The sequence below is a fragment of the Leptospira bourretii genome, from assembly GCF_004770145.1.
GTDB classification, from domain to species: Bacteria; Spirochaetota; Leptospiria; order Leptospirales; family Leptospiraceae; genus Leptospira_A; species Leptospira_A bourretii.
Genome location: NZ_RQFW01000012.1, coordinates 379,559 through 400,340 on the forward strand (window position 1 = coordinate 379,559; position 20,782 = coordinate 400,340).

Sequence of the window (20,782 nt, forward strand, 5' to 3'; positions counted from 1 at the left end):
TTACTTACGCTCTTTTTCCAGCTTTGAGTTTTAAGTATTCTTTATAGATTTTGTTTGCAGCTTCTTCTACTTCAGAAGTAAAGAATGCAACTCGGCCTTGTAAGTATTGGTAGAATGTCATGGCAGGAATCGCAACGATAAGACCAGCAGCCGTAGTGATAAGCGCTTCTTTGATACCACCAGCAACCACTTTCGCGTTGACTTGGTCAGCATTTGCAATCGCATCGAATGCGTTGATCATACCTGATACAGTTCCAAGGAATCCAACAAGTGGAGCAATCGTTGAGACTGCAGAAAGAACAGTAAGACCTTTTTCGAGAAGTGTCATCACTTCACCAGCTTCTCTTTCGATACCAGCTGCAAAAATCTCTGGATCGTTTTGAGAAACTTCCATACCATTTTTTAATACATCAGTGATTTTTTGGCCTTCGTTTGCTTTTAAGAATTCATCAATTCCATTCATTCCAGAAGCATCAATGGCATCTTGTAAATCTTGGTTGTATCCTTTTCTGATTAGTTTTGCTGTGAAGAAAAAGTACATTCTTTCTAAGATCACACCAAATCCAACGATAGAAGAAAGGAGTAGTGGCCACATTGACCATCCACCAGTCACAAACAATTTAACGAGTCCGATTTCAGATTCTTGTTGTGGTGCTTCGGCAGGTGCATCTGCTACAGGAGCCGGAGTTTCCGCTGGTGCTTCTGTGGTTTGTGTAGATTCAGTCGTTGGTGCCGCAGGTGTTGCCTGTGCTTCGATTTTTTCTGCGAGAGTAAAGATTGTGATGAGTAGGGTCACAAAAGACAAAGCGATTTTCTTCTTTGTCAGGTTACATGAAAAGTTCATGAATGTCTCCATATCTAATTGATATGTTTCAAATCTAGAATATCTCTGTTACATTTATATGACAGCGGAATGACAAAGTAGGGAATTAAAGGGAGGAGAAGATCTCTTTCAGTTTAGGAATTCCTTCTAAAAACAAAGCAGGCCCTGGTTGTAATATAATACTTGGATCCATTTCAAAAATTCTGTTGGATTTGATAAAGTTTGTGGATACCCATTCGGGTTTGTTCCGCACCCAGTCCCAGTCCATTGCCTTTCCACACCAAGAGCCAACATAGACATCAGGATTGGCATCCTTCACATCAACCGCATTGATGATTCGGTCTTTGGCAAGTTTACGATCTTTTAAATGCGAAAAACAATCTTCTCCACCGGCAAGTTCTATGGCTTCGCTCACCCATTGGATTCCTGTGATGATGGGCTCATCCCATTCCTGGAAAAAAACTTTTGGTTTTTTGGATTTGGATTCGTTCTCTTGTTTCCAAGACTCTATTGCGTTTTGCCATTCTAAGATGAGTGTTTTGGCTTTTTCGGCCTGGCCCACAAGGTTTCCTAAGATTTGCATATTGGCTAAGATTTCTGTGATGGACCTTTGATTAAAGATAAGAACATTTAACCCTCGTTCAATGAGGTCTTTGGCAAGTTGGGATTGGATGTCAGAAAATCCAATGACGAGATCGGGTTCGAGAGCCATGATTTTTTTTAAGTTCCCACTGATAAAGGCAGAAACTTTTGTTTTTTCTTGCTTAGCCCGAGCCGGTCGTTCTGTATAAACCGAGATTCCTACAATCCGTTTTTCTTCCCCCAAAAGATACAACATCTCAGTTGGTTCTTCTGTAAGACAAATGATTCGTTCCGGACCCATACTTTATGTTTCCAGAAAACGAGTCAGGTCAGTTTGGGATCCAAAGAGAACAATGATATCCTCTTCTTTGAGGATGGTATTCCCGTGCGGAATTCCTAAGATCTTTTCTGATTTGGAATCAGAGGCACGTTTCGTATCTTTATTGATCGTGGGGCGTTTGATGGTGATGACATTGATATTGTATTTATGACGTAAGTCTGCGTCAGCGATGGTTTGGTTGATATAACGTTTGGGAACCGTGACTTCTACGACACTATATTCATCCGAGAGTAAAAAACTAGAACGCATTCCTGAAAAGGATAAGGTTTCGGCCATACTCCTTGCTGCTTTTTCTTCAGGATTAAACAAATCTTTGATTCCCAGAAGTGCCAAAACCTTCATTTGCAATTCGGTTTGGTAACGAGCGTAAATATTTTTAACACCACATTTTTTTAAACTTTCAGCACAAATGATAGATGTTTCAAAATCATCGGCAAGGGCAATGACTGCATAATCCACTTCAGATATTCCTTGGGATTGTAATGCATGTTCGTCGGTTGCATCCAAGGTAACAGCAATGGTAACATAATCTTTTATGGAATCGATGATGATCGGGTCTTTGTCGATCGCAATGACTTCATGTCCATCATCAAAAAGATAACGAACAAACAACTTTCCAAAACTTCCAATTCCGATGACTGCTATTTTTTTTCTTTGCATACGAAGTTCAACCTACAACCACATATTCTTTCGGATATTCATACGAGATACGATCTACTTTTTTAGAGAGTGCTACAAGTAGGGTTAAAATTCCAACTCTACCTACAAACATTACGGTACAAATGATGATTTTACCAGAATCACTCAAATGAGGAGTGAGACTACGAGTGAGGCCAACTGTCCCAAAAGCAGAAACCACTTCATAACACAAATCGATAAAGTTAGCATTTTCAGTGAGTAACAAACAAAAAATGGCAACAAATATTACAAATAAAGAAAGAACAATCGTGGCACTGGCTCTTGCAATAGAAGAGTTAGCAATCGTTCGGTGGTCGATTTCCATCCTATCTTTTCCACGAATTTCATTGGTTATGTTTAATAAAGAGATGGCAAAGGTTGTGGTTTTGATTCCACCTCCGGTGGAAACAGGAGAGGCTCCCACCCACATCAAAAAGAAAGAAATAAAGGTGATGGGAAATCCCATTTGGCTTAGGTCCAAAGTATTAAAACCTGCGGTTCTTGTGGTGACCGAATAAAACAAAGAATGAAAGATTTGTTCGGATGTGGTTAAACCTTTTAAACTAGAATTCTGTTCTAAAAAATAATAAGAAAGCCAGCCAAATAACAAAAGACAGCCGGTCGTCCAAAATACTAATTTAGATGTCACAGACCAACGAAACTTAAAATCAAATGGATTGGCAAACCTTGTTCGAATTTGGAATAAAACAGGAAATCCAAGCCCACCAAGAACTATCAGAAGCATAATCACCGATAAAAAACCTTCTGATCTTTGGAAGGCTTCGGTTGCTAGTCCATTTGGTAACAAACTAAAACCAGCATTACAAAATGCAGATATAGAATGAAAGATAGAATAATAAATTTTTTCAGAGAGAGCGATCGGAAAGTTCTTTGGAAAACTATAAAATAATAAGATCGCTCCAATGGATTCAATGGCAAGGGTTTGGAGTGTGATTTGTTTTAAAATTTCTTTGGCACGACCCATTGTTTCTTCAGAGAGGAGGTCTTTGATCATCATCGTATCACTTACCGATACTTTTCCAGCAAGGAAGATGGAAAAAAAACTGGTTAAGGTCATAAGCCCGAGCCCACCCACTTGGATGAGAAGTAAAACAACCAATTGTCCAGTCAATGTGAAACTGGAACTGATATCGACAGTGGAAAGGCCAGTGACACAAGTGGCGCTAATCGTTGTGAATACAATGTCAATCGAAGGAACAGTTCCATTAGTTGATTTTGGAAAATGTAAAAAACAAACACCCAGTAGTATGATAAAAGCAAAAGAAGAAACGAATACAATGGAAGGGTTTAGTCTTTTGGAATCATGATTTCTAGAAAGTCGATAAAAATGGGCTAAGTTAGAAAACAAAAACAAAACTTGGTTGGCTGATAAAAAGATCAGCGTGGTATCATCGCCCGAAATATGATAGGACTTCAAAATGGAAACTATATTTTTTTCATAAATAAACTCGAGTCCTAACATCAGTAAGATGATGAGTTCTATTTTGTGAATGGATACATATTCTTTCCAACGTTTGTTTGTAAAAATTAAATGGATGGATTCATAGAAAATAAAAAAACTTACGAGAGTTCGAATTGAAAGTGTTACATATTCTTTCCAGCTTTCTGGATAATAAAATCCAAAATCTAAAAGTAAAATGGTAACCGACAAAAATCCAAAGAATATATAAAACGTTCTTCCTAGCCAACGGAAGTGTTCTACATAGAATTTTCGAATTTCGTATCTTTGAACTTGTAAATAAAGAAAAAAACGTGATAGGAAAACGAAGAATCGTTTGAGTTTCAAGGGAAAACTTCAGCCAATTGTTTTTTCTTTTCTCGGTGTTCTTCTAATCTTTGTCTGTCTAGATAAACATTGGTTCCAGAAAGACCAGTGGTTCCGGTAATGAGAATCCCACTTGCTAGGGCAGATTTTTGTAAAGCTGGTGCTAGGAGAGCCACACCACCTGCTGAAACAATGAGAGCAAATGGTAAGGTTAAAAAGAAAATGATATATGCCCTTCGGAATTTTGTTTCTTCGTAGACTGCATCTTCATCAAACTCTTCTTTTTGTTTTTTCTTTAAATCTTGTTTGATTCTACTTTTTTGTAATTGGTTTTGTAGGGCTTGTTCGTTGACTTCCCCAGTGAGTGGGTTAATCGGTAAATTTTGTGAACCAGTTAGATTGTAGGGATTGGCTGCCGATTGGCTCGAGTTGGAAGTGGTTCTGGAATTCATTAAGGAACCAGCACCAGGAATGGACTCAATCCCAGTGTATTGGGTTTTTACATTTTTCGGAGTGGCGAGAACAGGAGTTTCAAACTTGGGTGGAAGGGTTACATCCTGTAGTACATTGGATTCAGGATCTGATTTAGGAAGATTTCTTAGGTCGTAGTTATTTGTGTCATAAAAACCTTCTTTGGTTTGTCCAAAAAGTGGTCCCATTGCCAAAGAAAAGACAATCATGGGCACAAAAACTTGGGAAAAAAACCGCATACTTTCCAGTTTACCTAATCTCTGTCAGGGTCAATCCAATTCACGGCCTGAAAGTTTAGTGGATCTGTAGGAAAAAGACTTCTCCCGGATGGTTTCCAAATCTTTTTCAGAGACTCCCGCCGTATGGGCATGGCCATATTCCTCAGGCATGGTGGTCCCAAATAAACCTGGGTCATCGGATCCTATGGTGAGTTTGACATCGTTTTGCAGAAACCTTGTGATGGGGTGATCGATGTGCGACTCCAACATCCCAATGTATAAATTGGAAGAGGGACAACATTCAATCACAGCCTCTGTTTGCGCTATCTTAGACATAACATAGTTTTGAAAGGTATGAAGGTATTGGGACTGTTTTGCATCAAACTGGATTTTTAATAATTCGGAATCAGGTTTGGTTTTTAATTCCCTTCGTTTGAGTTCGAGTTCTTCTTTGGGATAAAAAGGTCCAAAGGAAGAAATTTCATCATAAGATTCCAATTCACATTCGATTTGGTCTTTGGCTTCTGATACAAGTTCTGTCCTTTCATCTCCCAAAAAATAATCAGAATCAATTCCCAGTGCCAATGCATGTCCCAGCCGATGGGCACCATTCAAGGCAGATTCCAAAACCCAACGGGTCGCTGAAAAAGGAGTTTTGTCTCTAAAACTTTCTCCCACATGATAGAGGATCGATAAGGCAGTGTTTGGTTCTGCTTTGTTGTCTTTGATTACCGATTGGAAAAAAGTTTTTTTATCTTTCGGGGGATGGCCTTCTTCGATATGACAGAAATCGATTCCCACAAGTCCTTCTCGAATGATAGATTCTTTTTCCATCCAATTTTTCATCCAATCATAATGCCTTTCAAAATTAATATCTCTATGTAGAGACATCACAAGTTTTGATTGGATGGGTTTTCCTTCTTTTTTTGCGGAAGTTTCGCCTTTGGAAAGCCCTTCCAAACAAGCCATTAGTTTGCTATAAAAACTTTCTTTTGGTTCTTCTTTACCAAACATCAAACGATATTCGGCATAACTAATATCATCCAAACTATTGGAAAGAACTACATCATGAGTTACTTCTGTAATTTCTCTTTCATCAAACTTTACTAGTGCGATGATGAGATTGAACTTTGCTTGGAAATGTAAAAAAGGAGCCTTTTCTCGAAAGTGATAGAGTTTGGAAAAATCTTTTATGTCTGCATAATCTTCAAAAAAAGTAGAAGGTCGAATTTTTAACCCATATGCTTTTTCATAAGAATCTAAATAGAGATGCCATCTAGGTTCCGGGTTACTTTTTCCAATTCGATACAAAGTTTCAGGGGGTAAACATCCATAAAGGTGGTTGTGTAGATCGCAATACATATAAGAATGACAAAACTATGCTTCACAAAATTAGACGCATCTTGAAGCCAACTCGATTGAATCAGAAAATTCTTGGATTAGCAATCCCTGTTTTTTTTGGAATGATTAGTTATACAGCCATTATGGTGGCAGATACTGCTATGGTAGGGAAATTAGGTGAGGTTCCTCTTGCCGCAGTTGGATTTGGTGGAATGGTTTATTTTTCCATTTTCGCCTTTCTTATGGGTGGATCTATGGCTGTACAAATCATCGTAGCACGTCGATTTGGCGAAAAAAATGACAAAGGAGTCGGAATCACTCTAGTTAACTCCGTATATTTGTCCTTAGTTTTAGGATCTCTTTTGTCCTATTTTGGATTTCTTTATGCCCCGCAATTTATGGGTTGGATTGGAGATGATCCGGAAGTGATCGAAGTGGCTGGAGTTTATCTTTCCTATCGATTTTTAGGAACAGTTCTCTTTTTTGTTGGGTTCGCCTTACGCGGATTTTTTGACGGGATTGGAATTGTGCAAGTGGGGATGATTTCTTCCATTTTAGCGGCTGTCACCAATATCTTTTTTAATTGGTTACTCATTTTTGGAAACTGGGGTTTTCCAGCTTGGGGAGTGAAGGGTGCGGCCATTGCCTCTAGTTTATCTTCTGTTCCTGCACTTCTGATTGTGGTGTTTTATTTTTTCCGTAAAGATGTGATCAAGTTCTTTCAGTATCAAATCTTTACTCCTAGTTTTGAAATCATCAAAGAACTTTGTATGGTTGGATTTGCTCCCGCTGTAGAAGGAACACTCGTTAACTTTGCATTTTCTGGATTTTATAAAATTGCAGGCATGATTAGCACAACCACTCTTGCATCGGCAAGCGTAGTATTAACATGTCTTAGTTTGTCTTTTATGCCTGGATTTTCATTTGGGATTGCGGCCACTACCATTCTTGGCCAATCGATGGGACAAGGAAAACTACGATTGGCTTATGAAGGAACCATGCGTTCGGCCACTTTCTCTGCTATTGTGATGGGAAGTATGGGACTCTTTTTTATCATTGGAGGACCTTGGCTCATTAGTCTTTTTACTGATGTACCTGCTGTTGCCAAGGTAGCTTATCCTGCTCTCTGTATTGTGGCACTCATCCAAGTGGGAGATGCCTATCACATGGTGATTGGTTCTGCACTTCGTAGTGCTGGAATGATGTACTATGTGATGTTTGTTTATCTTATTGTATCTTTCATCATCATGTTGCCGTTGGCTTATTTATTCGGGATTGTCCTAGCGTGGGGTAATTTTGGAATATGGTCTGCGTTTTTTATTTGGATTTTACTCATGGCAGTGATTTTTGTCAGAAAATTTCGTAAGAAGGAGTGGGTGAACATACGAATTTAATAGAACGAGGGGAAAATGAAACGAACAGAGATTGAACGACAGGCCATACAAAACTTTTTAAAGTCTGTGGATTTGTTCAAAAAACTTCCCCCTGCAGTTCTCTTAAGACTGGCAAACAATGTCCAAGAAAAATTAATTCGAAGCCACGAGGCTCTCTATTATAAAGGAGAGTCCTCGGAATCGATTTACATTGTCAGATACGGTGAAATCCTTCTTGAGAATGTTGCTGGCCAAAGTCATGTTTATGTAGGTTCTGGCCAAGTATTGGCAGAGAACTCACTGATCTCTAGTTCCAACCACTCTACTTCCGCCATTGCTGTCATCGATTCCCTCGTTTATGTTTTGAATGGTAAATTGTTTTTACAATTGGCATCCCAAGAGAAGGTTTTTGCACAAAACATCATCCAAATGATGGGCTCTCGGATGCGAGAAAATTTAGACCGTTCTAGTCATAAAGATACATTTCCCGGCTTACGAAGGTTATGTGTCCATGTTCCTTTAGAACCAGAATATCATTTTGGTGAAAAAGTAAAATCTTTCTTAGACGAGTATGGTGAGGTCACCAAAAAATTATCATCAGCCATTCCTATTTCTACTTTTAAGGGAATGGATCCCACAAAAATTTCTGAGTATCTAACCAACTTGAGAAGTAAAACCCCCTTACTTCATATTTATTTTGATGAATCCACTTCTAGAATGGATTTGCATTATCTTGTCGTACAATCTGACTTTATTGTTTTTTGGGAAGATGAACCAGAAAAGTTTTATAAAGAAAAAGAAGAGATCATCGGTTTTTGGAAAACTAGAATTCGAAACTTTGAAGGTCGTGCCATTCGTATGATGGAAAGCGGTGTTCGTAAAAGTTACCTTCCTCAAGACCAATCACTCAAAACCTTTTATCAAAAAGATACATTGGCAAGGTATCTCGTCGCAAAAACAAGAGGTTTGGCGTTAGGTGGTGGTGGTGCCAGAGCTCTTGCGCATGTTGGCTTGTTAAAAGTATTACATAGAGAAGGAATTCATTTTGATTTTGTTTCTGGTGCCTCGATGGGAGCTGTGATTGCGGCCTTGTATGCGAGAAAAAATTCACCGGTAGAAATCGAAGAGATGATTAAAAACTTCTTTGGTGGATTGGAAAGTGCCTTTGATCCAACGATTCCGGTCGTTGCCTTTTTTAAAGGTGCCAGAATGAAACGTATGTTAAAAAAAGGGTTTGGTGACCAAAGAATTGAAGAGTTACCTCTCCCTTTTGCCACTTCTGCTGTGGATTTACAAACAGGAAAAGAACATATCTTTGACCAAGGGCCAATCACAGAAGCTCTCACCAGTGCGATGAGTTTGCCTGGTGCCTTTCCTCCTTACAGACTTGGTGAAAAATTATTAGTGGATGGGGGAATGATCAATAATGTTCCCGAAAATCTCATTCGTTCTAAAGGAGCAGATGTGGTGATGGGAATCAACGTTTCTCCTTTACAAGAAATTGTGCCGGTCAAACTCTTTGAAGACAGAAACACAACAGAAAAAGGATTCTTTCGTTATATTTGGGATACTTTAAAATACCCTCCTATCTTACAAATTATGACAAGAACCATTACTTTGGAAGGAAGAGAAATCACTCGCCTGAAACGACCTAAAATGGATCTTTTTGTGCACTTCCATTTGGAAGAATTTCAGTTATTTGATTTTGCTCGTTACCAAGAAATCATTGATAAAGGGGAACAGGAAGCAGAAGCAAATTTAGCTGAGATCAAACAATTGTTTTCTTAAACATCGAAATTTGGGAATTATAGAATTGAGTTTAGTAATTTTGCATTCATTTTATGGAATGGATTGATGATTTTTAATTTGTTAATTTTTGCGCCATCATTAAAGTCTTCAGACAATAAATAATCGCATTCGAGTTCTAGAGCAGCCAAAACAATCAAAGAATCATAATAAGATAATTTATTCTTCTCTCTTAATTTCAGAGCATTTTTGTAAAATTCAGTTGTTGGGAAAAAAGAACAAATTGGATCTAAGATTTTTTCTATGAAACTTGAAATATCCTGACCTTTCATTGGTGGTTGTCCTTTTGTAAGCATTACATTGCTAAATTCTTGGATGACTTGGTAACTTATAGAAAATCTATCAGATTTAAAAGAAGCTTTTATGATATTGGAAGAGATTTCCTTTTTTTCAAAATCCTTTGGTGAAAAGAAGTAAATAAATACATTCGTATCGATGAAGATTTTACCTTTCATTGGCTTCTTCACGGGTTATTTTTCGGTTTATCTTTACATATTCAAATTTTTTCAAATATGCATCTAAATCAAAATCTTTTGGCTCAGATTCAGAATAAGCGCGGAGCCATTCATTAAAAATGTCATTGAGTGACCTTTTTTGTTTACTTGCTTTTAAACGAGCTTTTTCAATCGCCCTTTCATCAGCTCTAAAAGTAATACTTTTCATATTTACTATTTTACACGATTTTCGTGCAATTTGTCAAATTGAAAATTTGTCTTTTTATTATTGTAAACCGCTTTCTGATTCATTTCCTAATTTTCTATTTATTTTGTTCCAATCTCCACCTAATAAAAGTTATAAACTTCCTCAAGGTGGAGTTTTTTTTGGTTTGCGAATGTTTGGTATAGGAGATTCGAATTACAAAGAAGATAAAATTTCTTTTTTCTTAGCTTCAAACTCTTCTGCGTTGATTAGGCCTTGGTCGAGTAATCCTTTCAGTTTGGCAATCCGTGCGGCTGGGTCATTGGCTGCTGGTGTCGCACCGCTTTGGCCTCCGCCTTGGTTCATCATATTGCCCATCATTTGGCCCATATTCATCCCCATTCCCATTCCCATCCCGGCACCCATCGCACCACCGCCTTGGCCTTCGTTTTCTGCAGCGGCTTGTCCAATATCGAACATTTTCTTTTGTTGGTATTTATCTCCAAGCATATCGATTTCAAATTTATCGGTAATGATTTTTTGGATTCTTTGGTAGTTGGGATCGTTTTGGTCAAAGTTCACCGAAGATACGTTAAACTCTGTTAAGTCGATTCCATATTTTTCAAATTCAGGTGCCAGTTTGACTTTTCCAGCAGTGGAACTTTCATCTCTGAATTTATTGATCTCCACAACGGATGTATTGTTATTTAAAATGACTTCCGAAATAAAATCACCGATTCCACGTACTATATTTGGTTTTAAAAATTCATCAATGGATTCGTTGGTAGTTCGATTTCCACCTTTTACTACGTTCAGTAAAAAGGATCTTGCATCTTTGATTCTAAATTTATAATCACCAAAAGCACGGATGTTTAAAACAATTTTGTATTTAGGATCTTCCAAAGGAATTGGAGTATTGGTTCCCCATTTCATCGCAAAGATGGCTTTGTTTACATAATATACTTCTGCTGTAAAAGGAGTTTTTCCTCCAAACGGAAGATTGACGAGAGCTTCTAAAATAGGAATGTTTCCCGTTTTTAAAGTATGAGTTCCTGGACCAAAAGTATCTAATGCCTTACCTTCTTTAAAAAAGATGGCTTCTTGGCTTTCATCCACCACCAGTTGTCCTGCCGTACTGATTTCATCAGATGGATACTTCCAAACTATTTCATTGGGGCTGCCTTCAAATTTAATTCTATCGATTAGTGCCATTGTTTATTCCTTATTTTCTGATTTTATTATTTTAAAAAAATTGAGTTTCTTGATTCAAATTGTGTTTCAAAATCTAACAGTAATTTGTTGATAGATTCGATGGCGACTTCTGGGTTTGTTAAAAAAGCACCGGGAAGGGTATCCAAAATTTCTTTTTGTATGTTCCCCACTTTTTCCAACATCGAAAAGTCATGGTTGAGTAATTTTTCCATTTCTTCTGCTGTGGCTTTGACCCCAGTGCCGAGTCCATTCAGTCCATACCCAGCAGAACCTACTTTCATAATGATTCGATCGAGTAGTGTCGTAGCAGGATTTGTTTTTCCAATGTTTTGGATTTGAGCTTTTGCCACAAAACCTTCTTCTAATTTACGAAAACTTTCTTTAAAAGAAGTAAGAATTCCTCCGAGTTCTTTTCGAATGAGAAGATCGGTTTTTTCATACTCTTGGTTGGCAAGAGCTTCTTCGAATAGTTTGGTTTCTTTTAAAAACTTACGAATGGGATCTTGTTCGTTCTTAAAACGTTCTAATGTTGTTTTTAACCAAGTTTGGTCCATTTTATTCCTCTGTTACGTTTCCTTCTAACGTCTGTATGGTGTCGCAAGTAATGTAGTTAAAGATGACACTTTTTTCAGTTTGGTAGAGCCCTTTGGCTGGTAATGATTTCCATTTAGCCATATCAAAATCACAGTCGTGTTTTTCTCCTTTGGTTTCTCCGCTAGACTCTGTGAAATGAACTATATATTTTTCTTCCTTGGGTCCTAAACGTTCACAACCAATACTTGTGCTCGCACATTCGCGAATTTGTGGAGTGGGCCAATAAGGTTCTTGTGTGGTTCCAAATCCTTTGGCCACAGCATTTCTGTCAAAGGCCCATTTGTCGATGCGGTAACTACAATGGTCATCATACACTGGTTCTTGTCTGTATTTGGTAGTACAACTTTCACTTTCCGAGAAAGTTCCATCTCCACGATCCGAACGAACTGTATGACAATCTTCTCCATCGGGAATGCTGTTATAACTTCTGATTTGACGACTGCGGGACACACTGTACGCACCCATAGGCATGGAGTCACACCATTCGGATTCGGAAACTGGTTTGAATTGATCAATGGCGATTGTGCGTGACCATTCATGGTGAGTGATTTGTAATTCTACTTTTTCAGTCCATAACACACCTAGACAAACAAATCCAATCCCACCAATCACAATGGTTCCCAGTAACCACAAAACCCATTTGGGAGTTTTGGGATGAGGTTTGATATATTCGGAATTGGGGAAGGCTAAATCTTCTTTGGCTTTTTGGACAGAGTCTTCTGAGATTCCATCATGATCGGATCTGAGTTTGACATTTTGTGCACCATCTAAGGAACCTCCGCAGTTTCCACAGAACGTGGCTTTGGCTCCATTCGGAGTTTGGCAAAAAGGACAAACCTTATCCACTCCGTAATAGATATGGTCTTGGACAGCAACTTTGTCTGCATCGTTTGGAAAGTAGCGGCGACTTGGGTCTTGTGTGGCTCCACAATTGGGACAATGCCTATGTGTTTTACCGAGTAATTTTTTTGACCCGCAAAATTCGCAGTCCCAAAGCATTTCATAGATTCTTTCTTCTGCCATCGCAACCAAGGTTTATCTGCAAAAAATTGACTTTTGCAAGAAAAATATTTTCAATTCACAAAATCCCACATAGAATCTTTCCAACATGAGATTGGTACTAAATCTAGTTCTTAAGTTTCGCTTTATCCTTTTTTCTTTTGTCGTTCTGATTTTCTCTCTTGGATATCTTCAGTCTCGATCAAAACAGAATGCAGTTCATCCATTAGATAGTTTGTATTTGAAATTATCACCTAATGTAGTTAAGGCGGATAGGAAAATTACTTTTCGAAGACTTTCCTTACATTTGCGAGGAGTGATTCCCAGTGTCGCCGAATGGAAAGAACTAGAAGCTCTACCTGCCGACCAAAGTTTAGAATCATTTGCTGTTAGTTTTTTAAAACAACCAGAGTTTGCCGAATATTGGGGAACTAAGTTTACTTCTATGTTGCGAGACAAATCCAAAGGTCGAAAAATTCCTACAGGGAAATTCTTTGAATACGTTGCGGGTTCTCTTCATAAAAACAAACCCTATGACCAATTGGTGCAAGAGATGTTAACATCCACGGGCAATGTAAAAGAATCACCTGCTACCATGTTCTATATTCGTGATGGAGCCGATCCTTTACAAACAGCTGAGTATGTAGGAAGGTTATTTTATGCAAAACGAGTGGCTTGTGCTAGATGCCATGACCATCCATATATTTCCGATTTTACGAGAAGGGATTATTATGCTTTGGCTGCTTTTTTTAGCCAACAGTTCTTTCGTGATGGATCTTGGGAAGCAGATCGTTATGGAAAAACATTCAGTTATGTTCCAAGAGAATTAGAAGTTCATCTTCCCATGGAGGATCAAAAAAATCTCCAAGACAAAAACAATGAATGGAATCGAGACAATTGGAACAAATGGACCGACGAACAACGAAAAGACTATCAAAAGAAACATGAAGTGGAATACGCCACGCTGTATTACCAACCAAAACTCGGTCTTCGATTTCCTCATACAGATGATGCCCCCGGTGGAGATTTGGTTCGGCCCAAGTATTTGGATGGAAAGGAAGCCAAACTAAAACCTGGTGAGGATCGTAGAAAGGCCTTTGCCGATTGGTTAACAAATAAGTCCAATGACAGGTTTCGCAAAGTAATCATCAACCGGGTGTGGACAGAACTTATGGGTTGGAGTTTTTTCACACCACTTGATGACTGGAATGAAGACACTGTGGTGACAGGGGAAGAGATCCTAAACCATCTCGATTCTTATTTTTTGACAAACAACTTAAAACTAAAAGAACTCATTTTATACATTGTCACTTCGAATGTTTACAATCGTTCGCTGACAAAAAGTACAAGCGACCAAGATCCCATTCGGTATTTTTCACCACAACGATTGGACAGTGACCAACTCCTCAACTCTCTCATTCGAGTTTCCGATTCCCAAAAGATCAGTAATATCCGCGAGAGGAATTTATCTTGGCTCTCTGGCCTTATGGATAAAAGACCCTATGATTTGACTGGTACGGGTTCTGTTCGGATTCCCCAAGACAATTTAAAAGAATTCTCAAATGCGTCTGAGGTGGAAAGACCAGCACCTTACCATACCATTTTATCGGTTTTTGGATCTGGTCCACGAGTGGATATTTCCGATGATATCTCTGAACTTACCATAGAACAAATGTTAACATTAATGAATGGTCGTGTGGTGGGAAAACTGGTTTGGGATTTCGGTAACAAAGAGTCTTTGGTGAAACAAGAGTTTGACCAAACAAAATCTATGAATGCAGTCATTTCTAATCTTTACTTTCGACTTTTAGGTCGTGAGCCAAGTTTAGGTGAAAAAGAAAAAATAAAAACGCTGATGTTAAAACCAGATACCGTTTTTGACAAAGACTTACTACAAGACCTTCTCTGGGCTCTGATCAATAGCCAAGAGTTCCAACATATCAATTAAGGAATCATCATGGATCGCAAAGAATTTTTAAAAAAATCAATCCTCAGTTTGGGACTCAGTCCCTTTTTGTTTTCTACAAATCCTTTTGGAAGTTTACATGCAGAAGAAGAAGAAGAGGAATCCATTGTCCTTCCTTCTAAAGTGAAGTCCGTCATCTTTATTGAAATGATGGGAGGGATGAGCCATGTAGATACATTAGATCCCAAACCGAATAGTGCGTTTGGAAAAGTAAGTTCTAGTATCTCAGGGTTATCTGTTTTAGAACCTTTTTCTCTTACAGCCAAACAATTACATTCGATTGGAATCGTTAGGTCTACTTGGAGTGAAGAAGGGGACCATGGGTTTGCGCAAATGTTACTGGGTACGGGATACAGAATGACAGAAGCTATGGGTTTTCCTGACATTCCTCATTTTGGTGCCGTAATAGCTTATGCTAAAAAATCAAAAGTCAAATCTTCGTATTTCCCAAGTTATGTGACGATAGGTGGTCGTGGTGGGAAAAATGGAAATTCTGGGTTCCTCGGAATCGATTATTCTGGTTATCATGTTGGGAATGTGGATGAACCCATCCAACACCTAAACCCATCCTATGGAAAATTTGCAGAGGATCGAATTCTTAGAAGAAAAGATTTGGTTTCTTTTATGAATGAGGAGTTTTCTAAAACTTATCCCACAAAAGAATCCAAACATTGGAAAAATATGCTCGTGGCAGCGGAAGAGTTTCGAAATTCCAAAAACATCGATAGTTTTCGCATCAGTTTGGAAGATGAAAAAACAAGGACTCGGTACGGAACCACTTGGCAAGGAAAAGCGATGTTACTTGCCAAACGTCTTGCGGCACAGGAAGTTCCTTTCATTCATATCTCTATTGGAGGATGGGACACACATACAGGCAACAAAGCACAAGTCACAAAAATTATGAAAGAAACCGATATGGGAATTGCTTCTTTATTAGAAGACCTAACAAATTCTGGACTCATCAAACAAACGTTATTTGTTCTTACCAGTGAATTTGGCAGAACTCCTGATGTGGGATCTAGAGATGGTCGTGACCACCACCCTAAAGTTTGGTCCACCTTACTCGGAGGAGGTCCCTTTTCCAAAGGATTTGTATTAGGAGAAACAGATGAGACTGGATCCAAACCAGTAAATCCCAAAGAAACCCTCCATCTGAGAGATCTCATTGCCACTATTTACCAAGCGGCGGGAGTCAACCCCGAAGGTGTACTCACCAATTCTTTTGGCCGTCCGTTTCTTTTGACGACGAAGAAAGCCAAAGTCTATGAAGGTTTGTTTTAGGACCGGACTTTGGAGGCGGTAATCCATAGAATGGATTTGGGAAGGGGGATTTCGCAGGAAATTGGTGCTACTTTTTGAGAATATTTACCTTTCTCAGTTCATTTTTCCTTTTCTTACGAAAGAAATTTAAAATACTGATCCCTGATCTATGAAAAAAGCACTTATTACCGGAATCACAGGCCAAGACGGTTCCTACCTGGCAGAACTCCTCCTCCAAAAAGGATACGAAGTCCACGGGATCGTTCGTAGAACGAGCCTTTTCAATCGCAATCGCATTGAACATCTGCACGGAAACCCAAACCTCCATCTCCACTACGGAGATATGACGGATTCCTCCAACCTAAACCGTATTTTAGAAAAAATCCAACCATCGGAAATCTATAACTTGGCGGCTCAGTCCCATGTTCAGGTTTCCTTCGAAGTACCAGAATACACTGCAGAAGTGGATGCTGTTGGAACCTTACGGATTTTAGATGCCATTAAACAAACAGGAATTAATACAAGGTTTTACCAAGCATCAACTTCAGAACTTTACGGACTTGTCCAAGAAGTTCCACAAACAGAAAAAACTCCTTTTTACCCACGATCCCCTTATGCAGTCGCAAAACTTTATGCATATTGGGCAGTTGTTAACTATCGTGAAGCGTACAATTTGCACGCATCAAATGGAATTTTATTCAACCACGAATCTCCTCGCCGTGGTGAGGCATTTGTGACCAGAAAAGTGACCATCGGAGTCTCTGAGGTAAAAGCAGGAAAACTCCCACACATCACTATGGGAAATATTGATTCCAAACGTGACTGGGGATATGCTCCAGACTATGTAGAAATGATGTGGATGATGTTACAAAAAGACACTCCAGATGACTACGTTGTTGCTACAAATGAAACACATACAGTTCGTGAGTTTATCGAAGAGGCATATAAAATTGCTGGATTCGAAGTGGTTTGGGAAGGAAAAGCTGAGAAAGAAGTTGGTAAAGACAAAAAGACCGGCCAAGTTCTTGTCAAAATCGATCCAAAATACTACAGACCAACTGAAGTTGAACTTCTCATCGGAAATCCTGAAAAAGCAAAACGTCAGTTAGGTTGGGAACCAAAGGTTAAATTCAAAGAACTGGTTCAAATCATGATGGAAGCAGATTTAAAAAACCAAGGTTTTTAAATCTGTAAAAAAGATTTCGTTAAGGAATTATACTGAGAGCAGAATAACGTTTCGTAAACTCTTGGTTAGGAATTTTAGGATGTCCTTCCCTTTGTAATTCGGGAAGGAGTCCTTCTACAAAATACATTTTAATATTTCCTTTGTGATTTGCGGGGATTTCTCCCCTGTATTCGCATTGGATTTGGTATTTTGAAACTAAAAACTTAAATTGGTTTAAAGACCAAAAAACTGATCCAACATCAATTTCTTCAAAGTTTCTTTCAGTTTTTCTTGGATATTGACAATCTTCACTGTCATTTTCTTTTCATCGGCTTTGTTTTTGAAAGAAAGTAAACGAGAGATCCCGAGAGAACTCACAATCACCACTTTTTCTAAATCCAAAAAGATTTCCTGAACGTTTTTCTCCAGAATCTCAGCTAAAATTTCTCTTAGCTCTGGAGCGTTTCCATCGAGAATCTGATCCATAAAACGAACACGGATCGTGTTTCCCTTCTCTTCCACTAGTATCTTATCACTCATATTTTGTTGGCCTCTAACATAAGTCAGGAGAGGAAAGCTGGCAAGAAGTTATTTCAGCTTCTTTAGCTTATTCTCCATGTTAGCCTTCTTATGATAGAATTGGACGAGTTTTTCCAGTTCTGCCATGTCCGTACAAACAATTTTTCCCATGTCCATACGAATAAATTTATTATTCTTCATGATATCAGAGATCAGGAGTTCATCTTTTGGATCCGTTAATCCCACCATTTTGAGAAGGTCTTTGGTCCCAATTTCAAAATTGTAAGCTTGTTTAGGAGCCACTTTGATTCGATTTTTTTCGGCCAAAGTCATTAGTGTATCTACGATGCGACCTTGTGGATCTTTGAGAAGTAGGTTCGCAAGTTGTTTATAAGCAATCCAAATTCGTTCTGATAAAAGAGTGATGAGCCGTGTTGCCAATTGTGGTTGGGCTTTTACCATCCCTTCAAAGTTAGCTTTGTTGATGGCAAGAAGTTCCACATCACCTGCAGCCACTGCGGATGCAGAACGAGGTTTGTTATCAAGGATGGCCATCTCTCCAAAAATGTCCCCTGCTTGGAGAACGGCGAGCATCACTTCGTTTTGGTTTACAATTTTGGAAATTTTAACCTTTCCACTTTGTAAAATAAATAATTCCTTACCCGGTTCGTGTTCACAAAAGATCATCTCACTATCTTTATAGTTTCGATTGAATTTATTATAATCGATGGGAGGTGCTTGGAATGGTTGGTTGCTTGTTTGCAAACGTAGTTTTGCCTGTGGCACAAACTGACCATTCGGAAGGTGTTTTAAATAACTTTGGTAAGCAAAGGTTGCATGCGATGTATTTTGCTGTTGGAAGTAGTATTCACCGATTTTGAAAAGTTCGTTTGGATCTTCTTCGACTGCATTTCGAAAGGACAATCGAGTAATGGTGGTATCAAATTGTCGTAACTTCATAGAGAAGAAACGAATGATATTCATCGCAACAGCTGTAGACTTTTGGATTAGGGTTCCAAATTGGTCATAACTAACAGAGATTAAAGATACATTGGTAAGGGATGTGGCAGATTCAATCTGAGGGTGTTGGCTCATGGCAGCAACCACACCGAAGAAGTCACCAGGCCCTAAAACTTGGTTTGGATCTTCTCCCACAACAGCAGTCTCACGAGTGACACGTACCTTCCCCTCACGGATGATATAGAAATTGTTCGCATCCTTTTTCCCCTCTACAATGATGTAGGAGTTCGCCGGGAAAGTAACCATTTGAAAAAACGACATTCTTAAATCTCTGAACCCTTTTTGCTCAACTTGCCTAGTTTATTATCGGAGATCCCTAGGGCAATATTTTCGTAAAAATTACTTATTTTTACTCTCTCCTAAAATTTCCATCTGAGTCAGTTCTAATTCCGCTTCTTGTGCAATTTTACTGGAATACGTATTTTTGATAATGTCCTGAAAAATCTGATAGGCCTTGTCTTCCCGACCCATACGGACATAGGCTTTGCCTGAAATTAAGTAGGATTCGAGTCCTTCTTCAGTATTGGGAAATTCTTTATAAATTTTCAGTTCGTTTTCAGCAAGAGCTAAAACATCACCTGTCATTCGGTAGTTGGAACTTAAGGTTTTTCGCACTTCGCGTGTTTTGGAATGCCCAGGATAGAGTAATAGAAAGCTTTTGCAGGATTCCACTGATTGGTAGTGGTTCCGATCTTCTAAAAATTCTTTGGCCTTTTTGTAGAGCAGTTCCCCTTGTTTGTTTCGTTCGTCTGCAAATATTTGGCTGACGGAACGGTCTGCCAAAAGAGGAAAAAACCCCATAGAAATTAGGATTCCTGAGGTAAAAATGACTCGGAGGCAACTCATCCAGACTGTAGAATTCTGTCTCATTACCTTCAGTTTCGGCCAGAACTTGGATTCTCGTGAATGGGTTTTTCTTCCGAAAGAGCAAGAATTTTCGGAACTCCCGTCAAATCCCAAAGTTCGGCGGAAGCTTTCATCCGTTTTCCCTTGGGCAGTGGGAAAACAAATCGTCCTTTTCCTTCGGGACCCGACTTAAGTTCAATTTGGAGTTTCGTCAGGTCTCCCATCCTTCGCTCACGGAGTGGGGGAATGGGGAAACTTCTTTGTTTTTCTTCATATGGATAAAGATACAACTGAACCATATAGGAAGAATTGGCTTTGGCTGTGTATTCGTAATTGAGAATATAACCTGATTCGGAGCCATCTTCATAAGGAAGAATGTTCAGGATTTTGATTTGGTTTGGGTATGAAGTGGGTTGGCTTGTGTTGGTTGTTTCCGAAACAGGGTTTGGTTCCAGATCTTGGGAAAAAAAGATTCGTTTGAAAGAAGAATCATAATCCTCCGGCCCCTTCAAAGAATAATAATGTCCGTCTCCTAGGATCGAAAGTCGTTTGAGGTCTTCTTCTCCTTTGGGATCAATATCAATTCCTAGAATTTGCATCCGAAATTTTTTTCCCGATTGTTTCCATTGGTACAAAACGGCTTTGGGATCTCCGTCGCAACTTTCCACTCCATCCGAAATAAAAATAATTTCTGTTTCTTGTACATCATTCAAAAGGAACTCACCAACCACGTTTAAGGTTTGGGCGATGGGTGTGGATCCGGCTGGGACAATGGAAGAAATTTTTTGGCTCACGATAGAAGCAGCACCGCGTTGGATGGGATGATACAACCTTGCCGAAGAACAACCAGCGATTCGGTTTCCGTAAGCAACAAGCCCCACACTCACATCCTTTGGCAATCCCCCAAGAACCTGTAATAATTTTTCTTTGGCAACAGCCATCCTTGTTTTGCCATCCCATTTTTCTGACATGGAACCACTGGCATCTAGAATAAACACATATCGTTTGTTAGGTTGTGATTGTGTGGAAAGGGGAAGGTAAGAAAGAAAAAATAAAATACAACCGACAAAGACAGAAGCTCGGCTCAATGGTTGTTCTTGGATTCTATTTTTTTCCCGCACCTGTACACCATCGGCGAAAATCC

The 20,782-nt window shown here is 39.0% G+C and carries 20 protein-coding genes; 5 read left to right on the forward strand and 15 right to left on the reverse strand.

Features of this window, described 5'->3' with window-relative positions:
• Positions 1 to 4: 4 nt before the first annotated feature.
• The 6 genes from EHQ47_RS09265 to EHQ47_RS09290 form a co-directional block, all read right to left on the reverse strand.
• Positions 5 to 844, reverse strand: a complete 840-nt coding sequence (locus tag EHQ47_RS09265; protein ID WP_135777037.1) for a MotA/TolQ/ExbB proton channel family protein — start codon at positions 842 to 844, stop codon at positions 5 to 7.
• An 85-nt stretch (positions 845 to 929) separates the two neighbouring features.
• Positions 930 to 1,706, reverse strand: coding sequence for a cobalamin-binding protein (locus EHQ47_RS09270; RefSeq protein ID WP_135777038.1), 777 nt, complete (start codon positions 1,704 to 1,706; stop codon positions 930 to 932).
• Between the two features lie 3 nt (positions 1,707 to 1,709).
• The gene (locus tag EHQ47_RS09275) at positions 1,710 to 2,405 is read right to left on the reverse strand and encodes a potassium channel family protein (protein ID WP_135747439.1); all 696 of its coding nucleotides are present in this window, start codon (positions 2,403 to 2,405) and stop codon (positions 1,710 to 1,712) included.
• 7 nt (positions 2,406 to 2,412) lie between these two features.
• On the reverse strand, positions 2,413 to 4,230 hold the full coding sequence (locus EHQ47_RS09280) for a TrkH family potassium uptake protein (RefSeq protein WP_135747438.1): 1,818 nt from the start codon (positions 4,228 to 4,230) through the stop codon (positions 2,413 to 2,415).
• On the reverse strand, positions 4,227 to 4,919 hold the full coding sequence (locus EHQ47_RS09285; RefSeq protein WP_135777039.1) for a hypothetical protein: 693 nt from the start codon (positions 4,917 to 4,919) through the stop codon (positions 4,227 to 4,229). The genes EHQ47_RS09280 and EHQ47_RS09285 overlap by 4 nt, the downstream gene beginning before the upstream one ends.
• A gap of 30 nt (positions 4,920 to 4,949) precedes the next feature.
• Positions 4,950 to 6,260, reverse strand: a complete 1,311-nt coding sequence (locus EHQ47_RS09290; protein ID WP_135777040.1) for an amidohydrolase family protein — start codon at positions 6,258 to 6,260, stop codon at positions 4,950 to 4,952.
• A gap of 56 nt (positions 6,261 to 6,316) precedes the next feature.
• On the opposite strand from EHQ47_RS09290, the gene EHQ47_RS09295 reads away from it, so the two are divergent.
• Positions 6,317 to 7,633: an MATE family efflux transporter gene (locus EHQ47_RS09295; RefSeq protein ID WP_244290282.1), complete on the forward strand. Its 1,317-nt coding sequence runs from the start codon at positions 6,317 to 6,319 to the stop codon at positions 7,631 to 7,633.
• A gap of 15 nt (positions 7,634 to 7,648) precedes the next feature.
• Positions 7,649 to 9,400 (forward strand): patatin-like phospholipase family protein, encoded by a 1,752-nt coding sequence (locus EHQ47_RS09300; protein WP_135747434.1) that lies wholly within the window; start codon positions 7,649 to 7,651, stop codon positions 9,398 to 9,400.
• 17 nt (positions 9,401 to 9,417) lie between these two features.
• On the opposite strand, the gene EHQ47_RS09305 is transcribed toward EHQ47_RS09300, so the two are convergent.
• The 5 genes from EHQ47_RS09305 to EHQ47_RS09325 form a co-directional block, all read right to left on the reverse strand.
• Positions 9,418 to 9,873: a PIN domain-containing protein gene (locus EHQ47_RS09305; protein WP_135747433.1), complete on the reverse strand. Its 456-nt coding sequence runs from the start codon at positions 9,871 to 9,873 to the stop codon at positions 9,418 to 9,420.
• Positions 9,863 to 10,081, reverse strand: a complete 219-nt coding sequence (locus tag EHQ47_RS09310) for a hypothetical protein (protein WP_004787168.1) — start codon at positions 10,079 to 10,081, stop codon at positions 9,863 to 9,865. The genes EHQ47_RS09305 and EHQ47_RS09310 overlap by 11 nt, the downstream gene beginning before the upstream one ends.
• 192 nt (positions 10,082 to 10,273) lie before the next feature.
• A complete protein-coding gene (locus EHQ47_RS09315) occupies positions 10,274 to 11,269 on the reverse strand; it encodes an SPFH domain-containing protein (RefSeq protein ID WP_135777042.1) in 996 nt (331 codons plus the stop codon).
• 26 nt (positions 11,270 to 11,295) lie between these two features.
• The gene (locus EHQ47_RS09320; protein WP_135777043.1) at positions 11,296 to 11,823 is read right to left on the reverse strand and encodes an LIMLP_15305 family protein; all 528 of its coding nucleotides are present in this window, start codon (positions 11,821 to 11,823) and stop codon (positions 11,296 to 11,298) included.
• 1 nt (position 11,824) lies between these two features.
• Positions 11,825 to 12,895 (reverse strand): zinc ribbon domain-containing protein, encoded by a 1,071-nt coding sequence (locus EHQ47_RS09325; protein WP_135777044.1) that lies wholly within the window; start codon positions 12,893 to 12,895, stop codon positions 11,825 to 11,827.
• 76 nt (positions 12,896 to 12,971) lie between these two features.
• Here EHQ47_RS09325 and EHQ47_RS09330 point away from each other — a divergent pair, with 76 nt between their 5' ends.
• The 3 genes from EHQ47_RS09330 (at position 12,972) to gmd (ending at position 17,274) form a co-directional block, all read left to right on the forward strand.
• On the forward strand, positions 12,972 to 14,810 hold the full coding sequence (locus tag EHQ47_RS09330) for a DUF1553 domain-containing protein (RefSeq protein WP_135777045.1): 1,839 nt from the start codon (positions 12,972 to 12,974) through the stop codon (positions 14,808 to 14,810).
• A 9-nt stretch (positions 14,811 to 14,819) separates the two neighbouring features.
• A complete protein-coding gene (locus EHQ47_RS09335; RefSeq protein WP_135777046.1) occupies positions 14,820 to 16,109 on the forward strand; it encodes a DUF1501 domain-containing protein in 1,290 nt (429 codons plus the stop codon).
• 148 nt (positions 16,110 to 16,257) lie between these two features.
• Positions 16,258 to 17,274, forward strand: a complete 1,017-nt coding sequence (gene gmd, locus EHQ47_RS09340) for a GDP-mannose 4,6-dehydratase (protein ID WP_135696004.1) — start codon at positions 16,258 to 16,260, stop codon at positions 17,272 to 17,274.
• Positions 17,275 to 17,487: 213 nt separating this feature from the next.
• Here the strand turns inward: gmd and EHQ47_RS09350 are convergent, their stop codons facing one another.
• The 4 genes from EHQ47_RS09350 to EHQ47_RS09365 all read right to left on the reverse strand — a co-directional run bounded on the left by EHQ47_RS09350 (position 17,488) and on the right by EHQ47_RS09365 (position 20,759).
• The gene (locus EHQ47_RS09350) at positions 17,488 to 17,793 is read right to left on the reverse strand and encodes an STAS domain-containing protein (RefSeq protein WP_004785107.1); all 306 of its coding nucleotides are present in this window, start codon (positions 17,791 to 17,793) and stop codon (positions 17,488 to 17,490) included.
• A gap of 48 nt (positions 17,794 to 17,841) precedes the next feature.
• The gene (locus EHQ47_RS09355) at positions 17,842 to 19,053 is read right to left on the reverse strand and encodes a Crp/Fnr family transcriptional regulator (RefSeq protein WP_020776694.1); all 1,212 of its coding nucleotides are present in this window, start codon (positions 19,051 to 19,053) and stop codon (positions 17,842 to 17,844) included.
• A 78-nt stretch (positions 19,054 to 19,131) separates the two neighbouring features.
• Positions 19,132 to 19,662, reverse strand: coding sequence for a tetratricopeptide repeat protein (locus tag EHQ47_RS09360; protein WP_208727417.1), 531 nt, complete (start codon positions 19,660 to 19,662; stop codon positions 19,132 to 19,134).
• Positions 19,663 to 19,667: 5 nt separating this feature from the next.
• A complete protein-coding gene (locus tag EHQ47_RS09365) occupies positions 19,668 to 20,759 on the reverse strand; it encodes a vWA domain-containing protein (protein ID WP_135777048.1) in 1,092 nt (363 codons plus the stop codon).
• Positions 20,760 to 20,782 lie beyond the last annotated feature (23 nt).

Bases quoted from the DNA above. Each gene is read 5' to 3' on its own strand.
- gmd (WP_135696004.1), top strand. From the start codon at position 16,258: ATGAAAAAAGCACTTATTACCGGAATCACAGGCCAAGACGGTTCCTAC.
- EHQ47_RS09315 (WP_135777042.1), bottom strand. From the start codon at position 11,269: ATGGCACTAATCGATAGAATTAAATTTGAAGGCAGCCCCAATGAAATA.
- EHQ47_RS09350 (WP_004785107.1), bottom strand. From the start codon at position 17,793: ATGAGTGATAAGATACTAGTGGAAGAGAAGGGAAACACGATCCGTGTT.
- EHQ47_RS09270 (WP_135777038.1), bottom strand. From the start codon at position 1,706: ATGGGTCCGGAACGAATCATTTGTCTTACAGAAGAACCAACTGAGATG.
- EHQ47_RS09330 (WP_135777045.1), top strand. From the start codon at position 12,972: ATGAGATTGGTACTAAATCTAGTTCTTAAGTTTCGCTTTATCCTTTTT.
- EHQ47_RS09355 (WP_020776694.1), bottom strand. From the start codon at position 19,053: ATGTCGTTTTTTCAAATGGTTACTTTCCCGGCGAACTCCTACATCATT.
- EHQ47_RS09285 (WP_135777039.1), bottom strand. From the start codon at position 4,919: ATGCGGTTTTTTTCCCAAGTTTTTGTGCCCATGATTGTCTTTTCTTTG.
- EHQ47_RS09275 (WP_135747439.1), bottom strand. From the start codon at position 2,405: ATGCAAAGAAAAAAAATAGCAGTCATCGGAATTGGAAGTTTTGGAAAG.
- EHQ47_RS09310 (WP_004787168.1), bottom strand. From the start codon at position 10,081: ATGAAAAGTATTACTTTTAGAGCTGATGAAAGGGCGATTGAAAAAGCT.
- EHQ47_RS09305 (WP_135747433.1), bottom strand. From the start codon at position 9,873: ATGAAAGGTAAAATCTTCATCGATACGAATGTATTTATTTACTTCTTT.
- EHQ47_RS09360 (WP_208727417.1), bottom strand. From the start codon at position 19,662: ATGAGACAGAATTCTACAGTCTGGATGAGTTGCCTCCGAGTCATTTTT.
- EHQ47_RS09320 (WP_135777043.1), bottom strand. From the start codon at position 11,823: ATGGACCAAACTTGGTTAAAAACAACATTAGAACGTTTTAAGAACGAA.
- EHQ47_RS09335 (WP_135777046.1), top strand. From the start codon at position 14,820: ATGGATCGCAAAGAATTTTTAAAAAAATCAATCCTCAGTTTGGGACTC.
- EHQ47_RS09290 (WP_135777040.1), bottom strand. From the start codon at position 6,260: ATGTATTGCGATCTACACAACCACCTTTATGGATGTTTACCCCCTGAA.
- EHQ47_RS09265 (WP_135777037.1), bottom strand. From the start codon at position 844: ATGAACTTTTCATGTAACCTGACAAAGAAGAAAATCGCTTTGTCTTTT.
- EHQ47_RS09300 (WP_135747434.1), top strand. From the start codon at position 7,649: ATGAAACGAACAGAGATTGAACGACAGGCCATACAAAACTTTTTAAAG.